The organism is Amphritea japonica ATCC BAA-1530 (genome assembly GCF_016592435.1).
GTDB lineage: Bacteria > Pseudomonadota > Gammaproteobacteria > Pseudomonadales > Balneatricaceae > Amphritea > Amphritea japonica.
Window position 1 is genome coordinate 3,791,430 of sequence record NZ_AP014545.1, and the last position, 15,925, is coordinate 3,807,354.

Annotated in this window: 16 protein-coding genes; 4 read left to right on the forward strand and 12 right to left on the reverse strand. The window is 46.4% G+C overall.

Going from position 1 to position 15,925, the window contains the following annotated elements:
- The 8 genes from AMJAP_RS17505 to AMJAP_RS17540 form a co-directional block, all read right to left on the reverse strand.
- Positions 1-3,759, reverse strand: a complete 3,759-nt coding sequence (locus AMJAP_RS17505) for a hybrid sensor histidine kinase/response regulator (protein WP_019621278.1) — start codon at positions 3,757-3,759, stop codon at positions 1-3.
- 21 nt (positions 3,760-3,780) lie between these two features.
- The gene (locus tag AMJAP_RS17510; protein WP_019621277.1) at positions 3,781-5,928 is read right to left on the reverse strand and encodes a methyl-accepting chemotaxis protein; all 2,148 of its coding nucleotides are present in this window, start codon (positions 5,926-5,928) and stop codon (positions 3,781-3,783) included.
- 20 nt (positions 5,929-5,948) lie between these two features.
- A complete protein-coding gene (locus AMJAP_RS17515; RefSeq protein ID WP_019621276.1) occupies positions 5,949-6,494 on the reverse strand; it encodes a chemotaxis protein CheW in 546 nt (181 codons plus the stop codon).
- Positions 6,491-6,853: a response regulator gene (locus AMJAP_RS17520; protein WP_019621275.1), complete on the reverse strand. Its 363-nt coding sequence runs from the start codon at positions 6,851-6,853 to the stop codon at positions 6,491-6,493. Before AMJAP_RS17520 ends, AMJAP_RS17515 begins: the two co-directional genes overlap by 4 nt.
- A 56-nt stretch (positions 6,854-6,909) precedes the next feature.
- Positions 6,910-7,716, reverse strand: coding sequence for a response regulator (locus tag AMJAP_RS17525; protein WP_019621274.1), 807 nt, complete (start codon positions 7,714-7,716; stop codon positions 6,910-6,912).
- Between the two features lie 603 nt (positions 7,717-8,319).
- Positions 8,320-8,748 (reverse strand): hypothetical protein, encoded by a 429-nt coding sequence (locus tag AMJAP_RS17530; protein WP_019621273.1) that lies wholly within the window; start codon positions 8,746-8,748, stop codon positions 8,320-8,322.
- Positions 8,749-8,767: 19 nt separating this feature from the next.
- Positions 8,768-8,980 (reverse strand): hypothetical protein, encoded by a 213-nt coding sequence (locus AMJAP_RS17535; protein ID WP_236588733.1) that lies wholly within the window; start codon positions 8,978-8,980, stop codon positions 8,768-8,770.
- 44 nt (positions 8,981-9,024) lie between these two features.
- Entirely contained in the window at positions 9,025-9,624 is a 600-nt protein-coding gene (locus AMJAP_RS17540; protein WP_019621271.1) for a YjaG family protein, read from the reverse strand.
- A 194-nt stretch (positions 9,625-9,818) separates the two neighbouring features.
- Between AMJAP_RS17540 and AMJAP_RS17545 the strand changes: the two genes are divergently transcribed.
- Both AMJAP_RS17545 and AMJAP_RS17550 read left to right on the forward strand, forming a co-directional pair.
- Complete coding sequence (locus AMJAP_RS17545) at positions 9,819-10,370, forward strand: TRAP transporter small permease subunit (RefSeq protein WP_019621270.1); 552 nt, start codon at positions 9,819-9,821, stop codon at positions 10,368-10,370.
- Positions 10,367-11,746 (forward strand): TRAP transporter large permease, encoded by a 1,380-nt coding sequence (locus AMJAP_RS17550; RefSeq protein ID WP_019621269.1) that lies wholly within the window; start codon positions 10,367-10,369, stop codon positions 11,744-11,746. The genes AMJAP_RS17545 and AMJAP_RS17550 overlap by 4 nt, the downstream gene beginning before the upstream one ends.
- A gap of 63 nt (positions 11,747-11,809) precedes the next feature.
- Here the strand turns inward: AMJAP_RS17550 and AMJAP_RS17555 are convergent, their stop codons facing one another.
- The 4 genes from AMJAP_RS17555 to AMJAP_RS17570 all read right to left on the reverse strand — a co-directional run bounded on the left by AMJAP_RS17555 (position 11,810) and on the right by AMJAP_RS17570 (position 14,399).
- Entirely contained in the window at positions 11,810-12,055 is a 246-nt protein-coding gene (locus tag AMJAP_RS17555) for a hypothetical protein (RefSeq protein WP_019621268.1), read from the reverse strand.
- A gap of 215 nt (positions 12,056-12,270) precedes the next feature.
- On the reverse strand, positions 12,271-12,516 hold the full coding sequence (locus tag AMJAP_RS17560) for a hypothetical protein (RefSeq protein WP_019621267.1): 246 nt from the start codon (positions 12,514-12,516) through the stop codon (positions 12,271-12,273).
- A gap of 175 nt (positions 12,517-12,691) precedes the next feature.
- On the reverse strand, positions 12,692-12,937 hold the full coding sequence (locus tag AMJAP_RS17565) for a hypothetical protein (protein ID WP_019621266.1): 246 nt from the start codon (positions 12,935-12,937) through the stop codon (positions 12,692-12,694).
- Positions 12,938-13,268: 331 nt separating this feature from the next.
- Positions 13,269-14,399 carry a TRAP transporter substrate-binding protein gene (locus AMJAP_RS17570; protein WP_019621265.1) on the reverse strand — a complete coding sequence of 377 codons (1,131 nt, stop codon included), beginning with the start codon at positions 14,397-14,399 and terminating at the stop codon, positions 13,269-13,271.
- Between the two features lie 223 nt (positions 14,400-14,622).
- On the opposite strand from AMJAP_RS17570, the gene AMJAP_RS17575 reads away from it, so the two are divergent.
- Positions 14,623-15,504 carry a MurR/RpiR family transcriptional regulator gene (locus tag AMJAP_RS17575; protein ID WP_019621264.1) on the forward strand — a complete coding sequence of 294 codons (882 nt, stop codon included), beginning with the start codon at positions 14,623-14,625 and terminating at the stop codon, positions 15,502-15,504.
- Between the two features lie 209 nt (positions 15,505-15,713).
- Positions 15,714-15,920 carry a PA3496 family putative envelope integrity protein gene (locus tag AMJAP_RS17580; RefSeq protein ID WP_019621263.1) on the forward strand — a complete coding sequence of 69 codons (207 nt, stop codon included), beginning with the start codon at positions 15,714-15,716 and terminating at the stop codon, positions 15,918-15,920.
- Positions 15,921-15,925 lie beyond the last annotated feature (5 nt).

The window sequence follows — 15,925 nt, forward strand, 5'->3', positions numbered from 1 at the left end:
TCAGGCGATTGGGTTTTCGGGCTGCAACAACGTACGCACGTTGTCCAGCAACATGTTTTCTGTCCAGGGCTTGGTCAGGAAGGAGTTCACTCCGGCCGATGTAGCTTCTGCCCGGTGCCGGGTAGTCGTTCTGGAGGTAATCATCAACACTGGAATACTGTCGATCTCCTCCCTTCCCCGGATCATACTGGTCAGTTCCATTCCTCCCATCCGGGGCATCTCCAGATCGGTCAGCACCAGATCAGGACGTTTCTTACGGATCTGGTTCATCGCATCTAAGCCATCGATAGCAGTATTCACTTCATATCCAGTATCCCGCAGCAGCGTTGCAAGAGACGTTCGGGCGCTGAGCGAGTCATCCACTACGAGTAGATTCGGTAAACCCAGATCATCGCTCAGGGCTAACGGTGTAAAGAGATTCTGATTACCCACAGACTTATGCCGAATCCGCGCAGGCAGATCGATAACCGGTGCGGTATCACCATTCGCCAGTATTGTAATACCTGGTATTCCTGGAAGATCTGGCAGATAGTCGCCCATGGGCTTAAAAGCCAACTCACGGTGAGCGATCACTTCGCGCACCATGATCGCTACTTTTTCACCCGGCCCCAGATTCACCAACAATACGGGATGTACCTGACCGGACTCATAAGGCTTACCATGCTCGCCCAGCAGGGCTTCCAAACCATAGGCAGGAAAATGCTCACCCTGGCTTTCGAATCTCATACCCTCTGCCGTATCATGCAACCTTCCATCCAGCGAGATGAGGCTTTGCTCCAAACCATGACTGGCCAGTGCGTAGATCTGCTTCCCTGCCCTAACCAGCAACGTTTTAATCATCAACGAGCTGGAAGGCATCGATAATTCAAGAGTCGTTCCCAACCCCTGATCTGAGCGAATATCCAGATTTCCCTGCAATCGCATTATCTGCTGGTGGACAACATCCATGCCGATACCACGGCCAGACAATTGACTAATTTCATCCCGGGTTGAAAAGCCGGGGATCAAAATCAATCGTTCTATCTCCCGCTTCGTCAGCTCAATCGCAGGTTCAATCAACCCCCGCTGCTGTGCAACCTCACGAATTCGCCCTGTATCGATACCCGCCCCATCATCGCCACAGGTTACCCGAATCAGATCATTCTCCAGCCAGAACCTCAAAACAACTCTGCCCTGCTGGGGCTTATTCAACGATGTCCGAACATCTGGCGTCTCCAGGCCATGGTCGACGGCATTGCGAACGATATGCATCAACGGATCAGCTAATTGATTAAGAATATGACTATCCACCAATGTCGCCTCACCCTCGATAATCAGCTCGGCCTGCTTACCGGTAGTACGACAGGCCTGCCGTAATACTCGCTGCAGTCGGGCGGTTATCGACTTAACCTCCACCATCCGGGTGCTTAGCACCCTCTCCAGGGTTTCTTTCTGAACCCCGTTCTGAGCAATATGCAGCTCACTAGTCCGACGAATATGCCGGTCCATCTGCTGCTCCACTTCGTGGATATCGGCAACCGCTTCCTGAAGTCTGGAGAGACTGGTATGCATCTCGTTATAGCGGTCCATCTCCAGAGGATCAAAGGCTTCGCTGTCCTGGTCCAATCCAGGTTGCAGGGTATAGTATTCATTCAGCTGTTGCTCCAGTTCAAAGAGAACCCGTTGTAAAGCTCGCTGACGGTCACGACTTAATCGTACTGAGCTGCGTAGCTGGGAGATCTCTTCATCAAGCTGAGTATTCAGCGTCGTGCCTTCGCCTGCTAATCGCATTAAGCTGTCGAGAGAAGCCTGAGGAACACGGAAAAAGGTCTGTTCGCGATTACTGTTTTCTGCTGGCTGAAGCGGACTTTCCGGTTCGTTTTCTAACGTCTGCCGCTCTCCAGAGAGGACCGCTGCGTCCTCCTCAGGCTGGCGTTCAAGCGTAACCTCTGTTGCAGCTGGCAGGTCCAGCCCTTCACTGCGCAATCGATAGTGCCAGTCCATAACCAACTGTAGCGTTGCGCAAGCATTCTCCGGCGCGGCACCCTGATCAACAACCGACTCGCACATAACCGCGATAGTATCAGTGATCGCAATCAGGTCATCACTCAAACGCTTAGGCGGAATTTTCTCCGCGTCAGTAAATAACTCAAGAATATCTTCCAGCCGATGTGTCAGGTTGGCGATTCCACTGACCCCTGCCATATTCGCCAGCCCTTTGATCGTATGAGCAGCACGTTGCGCTTCACGAATCGCTTCAACATCTGCGGCATTCACCATCAACAGAAGCTGCTCTGATAATTGCTCCGACAGCATAGGTAGTTCGTTGAACAACATTTCAAGTAACTGGGGATCGATATCATCGGCAACCTTCAACGCAACATCAGCAGCAACGGCCTCTTCCCTTTCCAGGGTTTCAAGGGTTTGCAAGGACGCCAGGGAAAGTAATCCGCCAATATAACTGATCTGCTCTTCCGTCGGCTTAGCGGGTAACTGCAGAGCCTCCAGCTGGTCTTTAAGCACCTGCTGTCTTTCAGGGTCGGTAATATCTGTCAGGTATTTGATCAGCTCTGCCAATAACTCTCTGATCTGGAGTTGCAGCTGTGACTGAAACGACTGTGGATTGCTCAGCAACCAACAGATGTTGGTGGCAATACCCTGTGTAATCGCAGCGGCCCCCAGCAGATGCACCGAATTCAGCGCCCGAGTTACCGGTTCAAGTTGTTGTGCTATTGCAGATAATAGTTTATCCGCATTCTCCTCCGACTCCCCTAGCGTCTGCCAATTATCCAGTAACCCCTGTAACGAATCCGTCAGCATTTGCAGTACGGCAGGCTCCAGCTGTGGACCCGGCTGTTGCAGTAATGCTAAATCAACATCGCAGAAAGAGGCTGTAGTAGGTAGAGGGGAAGCTTGTTCAGCTTCGGTTTTAACGGTTTGAATATCATCGCTCTGAAGTTCGGTTTCAATAGCATCAAGTTGCTGTAGATCGGGCAGCAATAATTCAAGGAGGAACTGCCTGTCATCCTCCGGCAACGGCTCAATCCAACGCAGATCGCTCATCAAAGCCAACAGGCACTCAGCGTCCTCCACCTGTAAACTTTGCAATAACTCACACGCCCGTTTTAGCAGCTCCAGACGCTCAGGGTTGTCACTTTCAGATTCCCACTGCTCAGCCAGCAAGGCAAACAGATCAGCAAAGCCAGCGTAGCCCGCATCACCAGATATCTCCACCAGCAGATGCAACTGTTCTACGCCAGATTCAGTCTCTAAGCTGGATAACTGCGCTAACTGCTCCCCCCAGCCTGCAGCTAAACTACTACCTGAGCTTTCAGGCAAGTCTTGCCCGGAAACACTTTCCGTAACCGGCGTAGATTCAAGCACGCAATCAATCAGCGTCTGACAATCCTGCTCAAGCAAGTCTGCAAGAAAATCACAATCTTCAGCCTCGAGTGGCTCTGGCCAATGTGTATCGCTCAAACAGGCCAGCAAGTACTGCCAAACACCGGCTTGAGGCTGATGAATAAGCTCACCCAGTGCCTGTGAAAAGTCGATCAACAGAACCCGTTGCTCTGCCAACTCTTCGATCTGTTCCAGCTGTTCAAGCTGCTCAGCAAAGAGCGCCAATGCATCAGCAATACCGAGCAGCCCCGCTTCGCTATACGAATCAACCAGCCCCTGAAGCGAATCAATCAGCTCCCCAGGGACGATTTGTGAATCAATCTGTGTCTGTAACAACGCAAGAAACTGGTTTGCGGCTGTGATACTTTCGCGAGTCATGCTATTTGCCTATTAGATGGCTCAGGAAACGGCAGGGGCCGCCAACTTAAATACACTGACAGAGCGCTGCAATTCCTGTGCAGCATCTACCAGTTCATCTGACAATTCCGCCTGCTGTAACATCTCTTTGTTTGTCGCCATCGTGGTTTCATCAATTTTACCCGCACGTTCACGCAACTCTTTCGCTACTTTCGCCTGTCGGGCAGAATTCTGTGCAATACGAACCACCGACTCTACCAGCGTTTGTGTGGTCGAACGGGTCTCATCCATACGTTCACCCGCTTCCTCTGCCAACCGGGTTCCCTCGACAACGTCGGTAATTACAGTGTTCATAACATTAATAGTATCTGCGGTCTCAAGCTGGATATTATTTACCAGTGACTCGATCTCAGAGGTTGCTTCACGGGAGTTCTCCGCCAAACGCTGTACCTCATCTACCACCACCATCAGACCCCGACCTGCTTCACCCGCCGATGCCGCGTGCATACTCGCATTCAGAGACAATACATGGGTTCGTTCAGAGATATTATTGATCAGGTTGACGATACCGCCGATCTCCTGAGAACGTTCTCCCAAACGCTTAATCCGTTTTTCTGCTTCGTGGATAGTTTGGCGAATTTTGTTAATACTACCAATTGTCTGAGATACTGAATCCATCGCTGTTTCAGAGGTTTTAATCGCTTTCTGAGAAGCGTTGTTGGTCAATACAGCCAGCTTTGAAATAAGCTCCATCGCTTTGATTGCCGAGTCCAGACCCTGCAAGGTTTCGACAATCTCCTCCTGCTCCTTACTGGCATATGTCAGTACGGTTTCAGACTGCGATTTAACCTGCACTGATGCGTTATTTACCCGGGTCGATACTGCATTCACATCGTTAAGTACAGTTTCTATCGATGTGGTCAGCTGGTTAATCGAGTCAGCAATCGCACCGGTTACGTCCTCTGCAACCGGAACCCGAACCGTTAGGTCACGCTGACTGATCAGGAATACATTCTTAATCAGCTCAATAATCGAGTTGTTAAGTGTTTTGTTTTCGTCTTCTTTTGCCGTCAACGCCAGTTCTTTCTCATCCAGCAAGTTATCCAGTACCAGGCCTAGCTGCCCCAGTTCATCCCGGGCCTCCAGTCTGCTGCGGGCCTCTACATCACCCTCGCGTATCCGGTTAACGGTGTCCTGCAGTTTATTGACCGGATCAACCACCCCGTATTTAACAATCGACATAGCGACAGCCATCGCAACAAGCATTAAGCCCATTGAAGCAAAGAAATAGGTCACCATTGACAGCACTTCTTCCGCCTGAAGATCACTGTTCTGAACTTTATAGCTATCGGCCAGCTTAATTACCTGACCAATAAAAGGCTCCAGCTCAACAATAATGGTTTGTAACTGTTCAAACTGACCGGTGCCACGCTCTACAGAGTCTGACAACTCAGCAAATAGCAGTGCCACTTCACCCAGGTTATTAATCACGGCCGTTCTGTTCTGCGGAAACTGCTTTACCGCCTTTGCCGCTTCCATCTGATTTTTCAGGCGTAATATCTGTGAGGCAACAGAGTCATTCGTTACCGTTCGACCACCACTGGCAATGTATTCATTCATGTTACTTTTTAACGTATCGAAAGAGCTGCGTAACCAGTCCCGCTGAATCCAGATAATCAGAGCATCGGTCTCCCACAACAGCTTATTTATCTGACCAGAAATGCCCTGGTCTGCTGTCAGGCCTGCGGTTACTGAAGCTTCGGATGCGTCATAGAAGGTGTCCTGATAATTATCTATAACTGATTGAAACCGGGCCACCAGAGCCTGGTCCTGTTCCGTTCGCAGATACTGTTTCATCGTCTGAATATCTGAATCTACCTTCGCCATGGTGTCGTTGTATAAAGGCAACTGCGCCATATCTTTATCAACCTGAAAGCTCTTCTCGTGATATCTGGCCAGGGCGATATTAGAACGAATATCACTGACTAGCAGCAGAAAGTCATTCAGCTCCTGGCTACGAGCTTCAGCCTCTTCCTTTATTACAACCGTCTGATAGAAAGATGCACCCATAAAAATAAGCCCGATCACCAGCAATGCGCCAGCAACAGCAAATTTAACCGGCATTCGGATACTGCGGAATTCCCAGATCTGGCGATCATTTGTTGTTTTCATTTGCCAGAATGAACTCATTTTCTTTATACCCCGTTAAATTAAATACCCTGATCGATATTCAGGTTAGATTCGGCTCTTCTAAATCGTTGTTTTTGAGCAATAAAATATGCCTGGTGATTCAGCTCAAACCAAACAGAATTTTGATGCTGATACTGCCCACCGCAGATATTCTTTAGAATATCCGGGATAGGTAAAGACACATCTTGAGGCAACACTTGAGGACTGGTAACACTTTCCGGAGTGTCCGCCAACAGTAATGCGGCAGCTTCCGGGTGCTCTCCCAATAACAACAACCAACCTTCTTTCTGATTGGTAGCCTCCAGTCCCAACGATGCAGCAAAGTCATACACTGGGACAGCTTCACCCCGGTGATTCATGAAACCCACGAACCAGCCCGGAGTATCAGGTATCCCACACACCTGCTCACAACGAAGCAATTCCGAGCGGGTTTGCGACTGCAATAACAATTGCAGGAATCCCACCCGAAACCCGTGCCGCAAGTCATAAGCCCCGGTTGAGGGAGCAATATCAGAGAAAGCCTCCACCTGGGGCTCGTTATTAAGCAACTCCATCGCCAGGCTCAAAGGAATTCGTTAACACGAGCGAGCAGTTCCTGATCAGCAAATGGTTTTGCAATCATCGCTTTAGCCCCCTGTAATTGTGCCCAGACCTTATCTGCTTCCTGATTTTTACTGGAAACAATCACCACCGGTATATTCCGGGTTTCAGCCATAGAGGTGATCTGCCGACACGCAGCAAAACCGTCTACCTCAGGCATCACAACATCCATTAGAATCAGGTCTGGCAGCTCTTCCAACGCCTTAGTCACTCCTTGTTGCCCATTCGCCGCCAGGATCAACTCAGCATCAACACTACTCAGCAGATTACTGATGTGTTGCTGCTGTACAGGGTCATCATCTACGACCAGGATTTTCTTACTCATTACTGCTCCAATCAATTTGTCAGATAACGGGCTAAATAATCTCGCCTATTTACCTTTTAATCTTGTTTAAATTCATCGACCCAACCAGACACCCGGGTGATTACTTTTTGAAACTCTTCATGATCGATCGGCTTAGTCAGATAAGTAGAGCAGCCGGCCATAATTCCTTTCACTTCATCCAAAGGTGAGGTCTTAGATGTCAGCATAATAATCGGGGTTTTCTTTAAGCGGGGTATCTCCCGCATACGGGTACAGGTCTCAAAGCCATCAATACCCGGCATCAATACATCAAGAAATATAAAATCAAACTGATCATTGACGATCTGTTCCAGCGCCTGCTCACCCGAATCTGCATAGACCAGCTCAATCGTAGCCGGTAATTTCTCCAGCTCCAGTCTGAGCGCCTGCTGCATCGAGCTATTATCATCAACCACCAAAACCCGGTATCCGCCACTCTCTGTCGTCGGCGATATCGTTGACGCTACAACATTTTCATACTTACTAAAGCGGTTATCAGTCGATGTAGCAGCCTCTAATTCCTCCGGGGTCAGTTCCTCATTTTCTGATGTCATATCATCAAGTGTTCTGATAACACGGGAAGAGATAAGTGGGTAGCGGATATGCCCCAACCCTTTATCTTCAGGCGGAAGCTTACTCACCTGCACCATACGCGAACGGTAGGCTTCAGGAAGAGACTCAAGCTCAGGGTCTGTCATCGCATCGGCTCCGAATAGCAATAACAGGTCTGGTGGGGTATGAGCATCAAACTCCACCAGTTCATATCGCTGGTGCTTGGACAATTCGAGTATCCGTGCCAACTTTTGCTGTTGGTCAGCGGGAAAGCTTAACGTGCCAATATGCATAGTTGTTCCTGATTATCCCAAATACCTTAATATTGAATCCGCTCCATGAGCCGACAGAAAGACATACAACATTTACAGTCAACAAAACGATGAACAAAGATAGATATAAGCAGGTAGGTATAAACAGGTCAGATGTGAGTAGTGCAGAGATATTGCCTAATCAGAAAAAAGATTCAGCACCCTAGATTCTATAGGCGAAGTTACTCTACAACATAATCAGATAACATCCTGTATCTGAGAGACTCAATGTCAAAGAAGACAGAGCCCATTTACCTTTCTTATATTTATTGTTTGTAAGCAATGCTTTTAATATTCTGTTTGTATGGCTGGCGAAAGAAAAAATGAACAACGCCGACCTCAAACGAGCGTATTAAACTACGATGAGAATGGATATTTTACAAGGCCTCTAACGAGAGAGTTTTAGGAAAAACAGCTTATGAAGGGCTCAAAGGAAGGAAAACAGAGCTATCGATTTTTATTTGAAAAGCTCAGGAAAATCAATAAACAAGGAGCATAACCAGATCGGTAGTACTCTAATATCAGATCATTCTTACAAATTACCCAAATTGGGTAATTTGTAAGAATATTGGGCTCAGGCTCTCATTATTGGCTACACAATTTCTGCTGTTGGCGTATTAACAAACGACACCCCTTAGCCAGCATACCTAATTCACTACACTGCTCTTTGACCCAGGCTTTATCATCACTCGTTGCTGATTCATTGTAAGCGGGCACCTGACCACAGAAACCCTCTGATGGAAGGCTTTCGTTCCAACAAGCTTTCAAAAATGCTCCTCCGTTTACCGTGCAACGATATTCAGATTCTTTACAACTTTCCACTCGCTGCAATGCCGTAGATAAACAGCCTTGCTGATCAGTTTGTTGACCTGCTTCAGCGCCTTCACGCTTTTGTTGTTCAACCACTTGCTGATTTGTCTCATTCCAGCTTTCGAGCCACTCAGGGCCATAAAGCCAGCCATAAAAAACACCCACCAAAACAGCCAATAATAAACCCAGCCAAAAGCGTCGCATTCTATTTAATCCCTTTAAATCAGCGAGCTCTCACGTAGAGCCCAATCAAACAAAAACCGAAGCCAACTGCTGAAGCCAGCATCGTCAAATTTACAAAAAGAGGGTTTCGCGCCCCAAAAGGAACAAACGGATGACTTTGGGTCATATCGCAGGCAGATATCAGGTAATCAAATGAACCACCGGCTGATAAGCACTCATTTACTGCACTCTGTTCAGACCAAAACACGGCCATCAGAATGACTCCCGGCAGAACTAATAATAACAACCCCAGCCGTATCATTGTTCGTCACTAACGCCGATATTGCTGACACCGTCATTGGCCGCCAGCCGCTTGAGGTCGCTTATTGTTGCCGCTGTGGCATTTTTCATACCACTCAGTCGGGTAATAACTTCTTCCTGAAAACTTTCTTCCTGAAGCATTAAATCATGATTGCTGATGCAACGAAGCAGCTCTTCGTCCGACATATCAGCGTCTGCAGTCACCTCGATAAAGGTTGCAACACTTTCCAGTGACAGATTGCCCACATTAGTCGCCTCTGCCCGATTAGGTTCCAGCAGACAGTTGATAGTTGAATACAGCGCAACCATCGCATCCAACGCTGGCGAGGCTCCGTACATATCAAACTCTTCAAGATCAGGCATGTTCACTTCAACATTAATCTGTTGAACTTCAAAATTCATTTTTGCGCCGGTATTACTCAGTTTGCTCCAGATACCATCCAGAATACTGCGAACCTGATCACGATCACCAAACTCCAGCAGAGAAGAGAATAGTGCAAAATTGGGAAACATCCGCTCAGTTACAGCTACTGAGAAAGCGCTCAGCTGCCAGCCTTCAAGAACCTTAAGCTCCTTTTCCAGCGACCATTGTGACATCAGATTAACTCCAGAATTGTGTTTGCCTTATTGTACAGCGCAATAATCATTTTGCAGCAGTTATCATCGATTTATACCCCACCAAACCAACACGGCTAACATCATATTTCTTGTTACTAATCCCCTGATTCAGTTCCCTTTTTTACTGTATACTCGAAAAGCAACGCGGGCTCTGATCGGAAAACAATAAAACCATGAAAAATAACGCTATCGCAACAATTATCAGAGGGCTGGACGGCTTCAGCGAATGGACCGGTCGCTCTATCGCCTGGTTAACACTGTTAATGGTCTTAGTAACCTTTGTAGTCGTTGTTATGCGCTACGTCCTCAATATCGGTAATATCCAGTTACAAGAATCGATTATCTATATGCACAGCTTCATCTTCCTACTGGGAGCAGGCTATACCCTGAAGCATGATGGACATGTCCGCGTAGATATATTCTATCGACCACTGGGAGAGCGGGGAAAAGCCATCATCAATATCATTGGCACCTTGTTTTTGCTTTTGCCTGTTTCAGGCTTTATCTTCTGGATCTCCTGGGAGTATGTCGCCTTCTCATGGCACACTCTGGAAGGCTCGCAGGAAGCTGGCGGCATTGAAGCGCTATACGTTCTTAAAACCTCTCTGCTACTGATGCCGGTATTGATGATCCTGCAAGGTATTGCAGAGTTACTGCGCAACTTTATGGCACTCACCGGACAAGATCACTTGCCAGAAACGGATATTCAGGAGCGCCCCTTATGAGCGAACTACTGCCACTTCTACTCTTTCTGGCGGCAATCTTAGTCCTGCTACTCGGCTATTCTGTTGCCTTTTCATTGGCCGGTACGGGACTTATTTTTGCGGCTATCGGCATTATGACGGGGCACTTTGAGCCCAGTTTTCTGGAGGCAGTACCCAATCGCTTATTTGGCATCATGAATAACACGGTACTGATTGCTGTACCTCTGTTTGTCTTTATGGGCGTTATGCTAGAAAAATCCAAAGTCGCAGAAGAGTTGCTGGATACCATGGCAGCTCTCTTTGGTCCTCTTCGGGGAGGTCTGGGAATATCAGTCACCGTGGTTGGCATGTTGCTCGCTGCCAGTACCGGCATCGTCGGAGCGACAGTCGTAACTATGGGCTTACTTTCACTACCAACGATGTTACGACGAGGCTACGATCCTAAAGTCGCCACCGGCGTCATCTGTGCCTCAGGGACATTGGGTCAGATAATTCCCCCGTCAATAGTACTGGTGCTTTTAGGAGATGTAATATCCTCAGCCTATCAGCAGGCCCAATTAGATCAGGGCATATACTCACCGGAAACAGTCACCGTTGGTGATCTATTTCTCGGCGCCCTGCTACCGGGATTACTCTTGGTCGGTGCTTATATTCTCTATCTTATATTTAAAGCCATCTTCCACCCAGAAACCGTCCCGGCTATTCCTCAGGATGAGCGGGATGCGATGGACAATATGTTCAAGCGAGTCATCTCAGCGCTATTGCCCCCCATTTTACTCGTCGGTTTAGTTCTGGGCTCTATATTAGGAGGTTGGGCCACACCCACTGAAGCCGCATCAGTGGGTGCCGTAGGCGCAATGGTGCTGGCCATGGCACGTCGCTGCTTTACTTTAGCTATCCTCAAAGACGTTATGCGTACGACCACCCAGGTCAGCTCAATGGTATTTATCATTCTGGTCGGGGCGTCCATCTTTTCACTGGTATTTCGAGGCTATGGCGGTGATGACCTGGTAAGAGAGTTTCTTGCAGACCTGCCTGGTGGCGTCTTTGGTGCCGTCGCACTGGTGATGCTGGTGATTTTTCTGCTGGGCTTCTTCCTCGACTTTATCGAGATCACTTTTGTCGTAGTACCCATCGTAGCGCCAATCCTGCTGGTTATGGGGCTGGATCCTATATGGTTAGGTGTAATGATAGCGATAAACCTGCAAACATCCTTTCTCACCCCTCCTTTTGGGTTTGCGTTATTTTATCTGCGCGGTGTCGCACCCGAAAGTATCTCAACCATGCAGATCTATCGAGGAGTCATTCCCTTCATCCTGATCCAGCTAGTTGCCCTACTTGCGATAGCGCAGTGGCCAGGGTTAGCTACCTGGTTGCCAAACCTGGTATATGGTTAAGTTAAAAAACAAAAAAGCCTCATGATATATACCATGAGGCTTTTAACTATTAAATTATTTTACTTATTTTGATGAATCAGTATCCCAACCCCAAGTAGAAGCTGCCTTATCAAAACTAACCGCTTTATCAACATGCTGAGTAGAACTACTGCGCATTTCTGAACTATGAATTCCATAACTGGAATTAACTTTTGAATTATTTATGACATGGGTGGAATAAGGGTCGTTTAGCATAGAATTCGCAGAAAAGGCGCTGGATGAAATCATGGCTAAACTCAGTGCAATACCAGATAATAATTTTGTGTTCATGGCGATATCCTCATATATTTTCAATTCATATTTAATATATAGTTCTTTACTGAAATATGGCTGAAAATAATAATTATATTTTGATGTTTTTTATTAAAATTAACGTCACATAAGATAATAATGTAATTATTAAAACTAATAAGCTATTACGTAATTCTATTAACAAAATAACTCATAGCTAACACTATAAGTGTCTTTGTATATAACCCGTTAATTTACCTTGATGAATCAGTATCCCAACCCCAGGTATAATCCGTCTTATCAACACCAACCGCTTTATCAACATGATGATTAGAGCTGTTGTTAGTATCTGAACTGTGAATTCCATAGCTGGAATTAACTTTTGAATTATTTATCACATGGTTGGAATAAGGGTCGTTTAGCATAGAGTTTGCAGAAAATGCGCTGGATGAAATCATTGCTAAACTCAATGCAATACCAGATAATAATTTTGTGTTCATGGCGATATCCTCATATATTTTCAATTCATATTCAATATATGATGTCTTCCTGAAATACCGCTGAAAATCATTATATTTATGATAATAAATTTTTATAAAGGTTAGTTATTATCTGGCAGCATAAAAAAGCCTCATAACTAACGTTATAAGGCTTTTATAAATACAATTATTTCACTTACTTTGATGAATCAGCATCCCAACCCCAGCTAGAGGCTGCCTTATCAAAACTAACCGCTTTATCAACATGCTGATTAGAACTACTACGCATTTCTGAACTATGAATTCCATAACTGGAATTAACTTTTGAATTATTTATGACATGAGTGGAATAAGGGTCGTTTAGCATAGAATTCGCAGAAAAGGCGCTAGATGAAATCATAGCTAAGCTCAAAGCAATACCTGTTAATAATTTAGTGTTCATGGCGACATCCTCATATGTTTTTCAATCCACAGTCAATATATGATGCTTTCCTGAAATACGACTGAAAATCACCATTACCGTTATAACATTTAAAACTTAATACTATGGATATGTTATAAGAGCCAAATATCACCCTGACCAGATAAAGCCTCCTATGGCACTAGCGTTGATCTTTTATTCTCAGAGCAATCAAAAGTCACAGCCAGCGATACAGGCTTTTTTGATAGCACAGCCTCTCCCTTTATAAAGAGCCGGTCATAGACTCTGGAATGACTACTTGAAGCACAAAAAAAACAGGCATTACAGCCTGTTTTTTTCTAATTGAGATAACTTACAAAGAACGGGCGTTCAGATAAGCCTGTTCAGATACCGCATGCCACTGGGTAGCCTGATCACGGAACTTAACAAAAGACTCAAAGACTTTCTGTGACATCGGATCTTTCGCTGCCTCTTCAGATACCACTGCATCAGACAAGGACTTGATCTCTTTCAGTACTTCGTCCGGGAACTTGCGTAACTCAACACCATGTTCAGTCACCAATTGTTCCAGTGCGCGGTTGTTCTTCGCTGTGAAGTCAGCCAGCATATCCTGGTTTGCCACTCGAATCGCACTACGCACAATAACCTGCAAATCTTCAGGTAGCTTCTCAAAAGCTTCTTTATTAATGAAGCTTTCCAGAGTTGTACCTGGCTCATGCCATCCAGGGTAGTAGTAGAACTTAGCGGCTTTATGCAAACCAAAGGCCAGATCATTGTATGGGCCCACCCACTCGGTTGCATCGATAGCGCCTGACTGCAAAGAGGGGAATATCTCACCACCAGGTAGCAGTACAGGTGTACCTCCAGCCCGCTTAAGCACTTCACCACCCAGACCCGGAATCCGCATTTTCAAGCCTTTCAGGTCTTCTAGAGTGTTAATCTCACGATTAAACCACCCGCCCATCTGAACACCGGTATTGCCGGCTGCCCCAGGGATCAGACCAAATTCAGCATAGACCTCTTCCCATAACTCCATACCACCGCCGTGGTACAACCATGAGTTCATCTCCTGAGCCGTCAGCCCGAAAGGTACCGCAGCGAAGAATTGTGCTGCACGGGTCTTACCTTTCCAATAATAAGCGGCACCATGTCCCATTTCGGCAGTACCACGAGATACGGCATCAAAGATCTCCAGCGCGCCTACGAGCTCTTTAGCCCCATAGACTTTTACATTGATTCGCCCACCGGACATTTCGCCGATCAGAGCTGCCAGGTTATTCGCCCCGGTACCCAAACCAGGAAAGTTTTTTGGCCAGGTTGTTACCATCTTCCATTCGATGGTCTCTGGCTTAGCGGCGACTGGCGCAGCAGGTTGTGCAACCGGCTTACAATCAGCAACCGGCGCTTTTTGTTCCGTACATGCAGCCAGGCCCGCAGCAGCGGCACCCAGACCCAAGACTTTAACAATCTCACGACGTTTCACAAGGCATCTCCCTAATCGTCAATTTATTCTATTTTTATACATAACCCAATGAACATAGCACCAAGTTTTAAATCCTGCAATTTCAAATAGTAAGCCCGTTGCTTTACCTGATTTTTCGCAACTAAAAAGCACTAATAATAAGATAAGGGTTAATTCTCTTGAACAAAATTACTGATATACTCATTGCCGTCACATTACGCATAACCTGAATACGGAATCCAGCTTGCAATCACTTAACCTTCTAAAGTCTATTGCTGATGCAAAATCGAATCTGCGTAAGTCTGAGCAGAAAGTTGCCGATTACGTACTGGAGCATCCTTCAGATGTAATTCATATGCGAATTGTTGACTTAGCTTCAGAAGCAAATGTGAGCGAGCCTACGGTCGTGCGTTTCTGCCGGGCACTCAATTATGATGGGTTTCAGGATTTTAAACTGACGCTAGCCCAGGGCCTCGCGAGTAATGCTAATTTCGAACAGTTTTCCCTCAACAGCAAAGATACAGTAAGTGAATTCAAGCAGAAAATTTTCGACTCAACCGTCGGTAATATGATGCGCGTACGGGAAGAACTTAACGCTGAAACCCTTGAAGCCGCTATTGATGCAATTGCCAATACCAATCGCCTTGAACTCTATGGCTTTGGCGCATCAGCCCCCGTATGCAATGATGCTCAACATAAATTTCATCGCCTTAAAATCGCAACATCAGCCTATTCAGATCCCCATATGCAGATGATATCGGCAACGACGCTGACTGAGCAGGATGTAGTTATCGCTATATCCCAAACAGGTCGCACTAAGGATCTTCTCCATTCAGTGAAGCTGGTAAAAGATGCCGGAGTAACCGTCATCTCCCTTTGCCCCAGTAATACGCCACTCTCTGACCTGGCATCTATCTCTATCCATATCGACCTGGAAGAAGATAAAGACCTCAGCACGCTGATGTCTTCCAGAGTTGTACATCTGGTTGTTATCGATGTACTGGCCGTTGGAGTGGCAATGAAGCTAGGACCAGGATTACTCGACCACCTCAAGACTATTAAGCGGGGCCTGAAAAGCCTGCGTCAGAATGATAAGCGCCTGCCCTTGCGCAAACCTGCTGACTGATTTGCGCCTTTTATTCTCATTTCTGTAACATTTCTCTGACATATTTAATTCAGCTAAAGACAGCTTTAAGGGCTACGCATATTTGAAATTCTCTTTTGTCTGTTATAAAAAAGAGTTTAGCTGTTAATCAATAAAGCAAAGCCGCCGGTTAGCCGTCTCTGGAATAAGGCTGCCAGGTAGATTTTACAGAACGTATAGGAGCCCCTGCTATGCTAATACGGAAAGGTCAGAATCTCAGCGAAATTCAAACCGAAGTCTTTGATATAATTGTTGGTATTGAAGAGGAAGCCCAACAGGCTATGAAGAAAAAAGCCTCTGCAAAAAGCCTCGTTTACCGACGTGCCATTGAAGAACGCAGAAAGAAAAAAGAGCTCGAACATCAAATTAACGATGAACTCTGGTTTGAAGACATCTAACTATC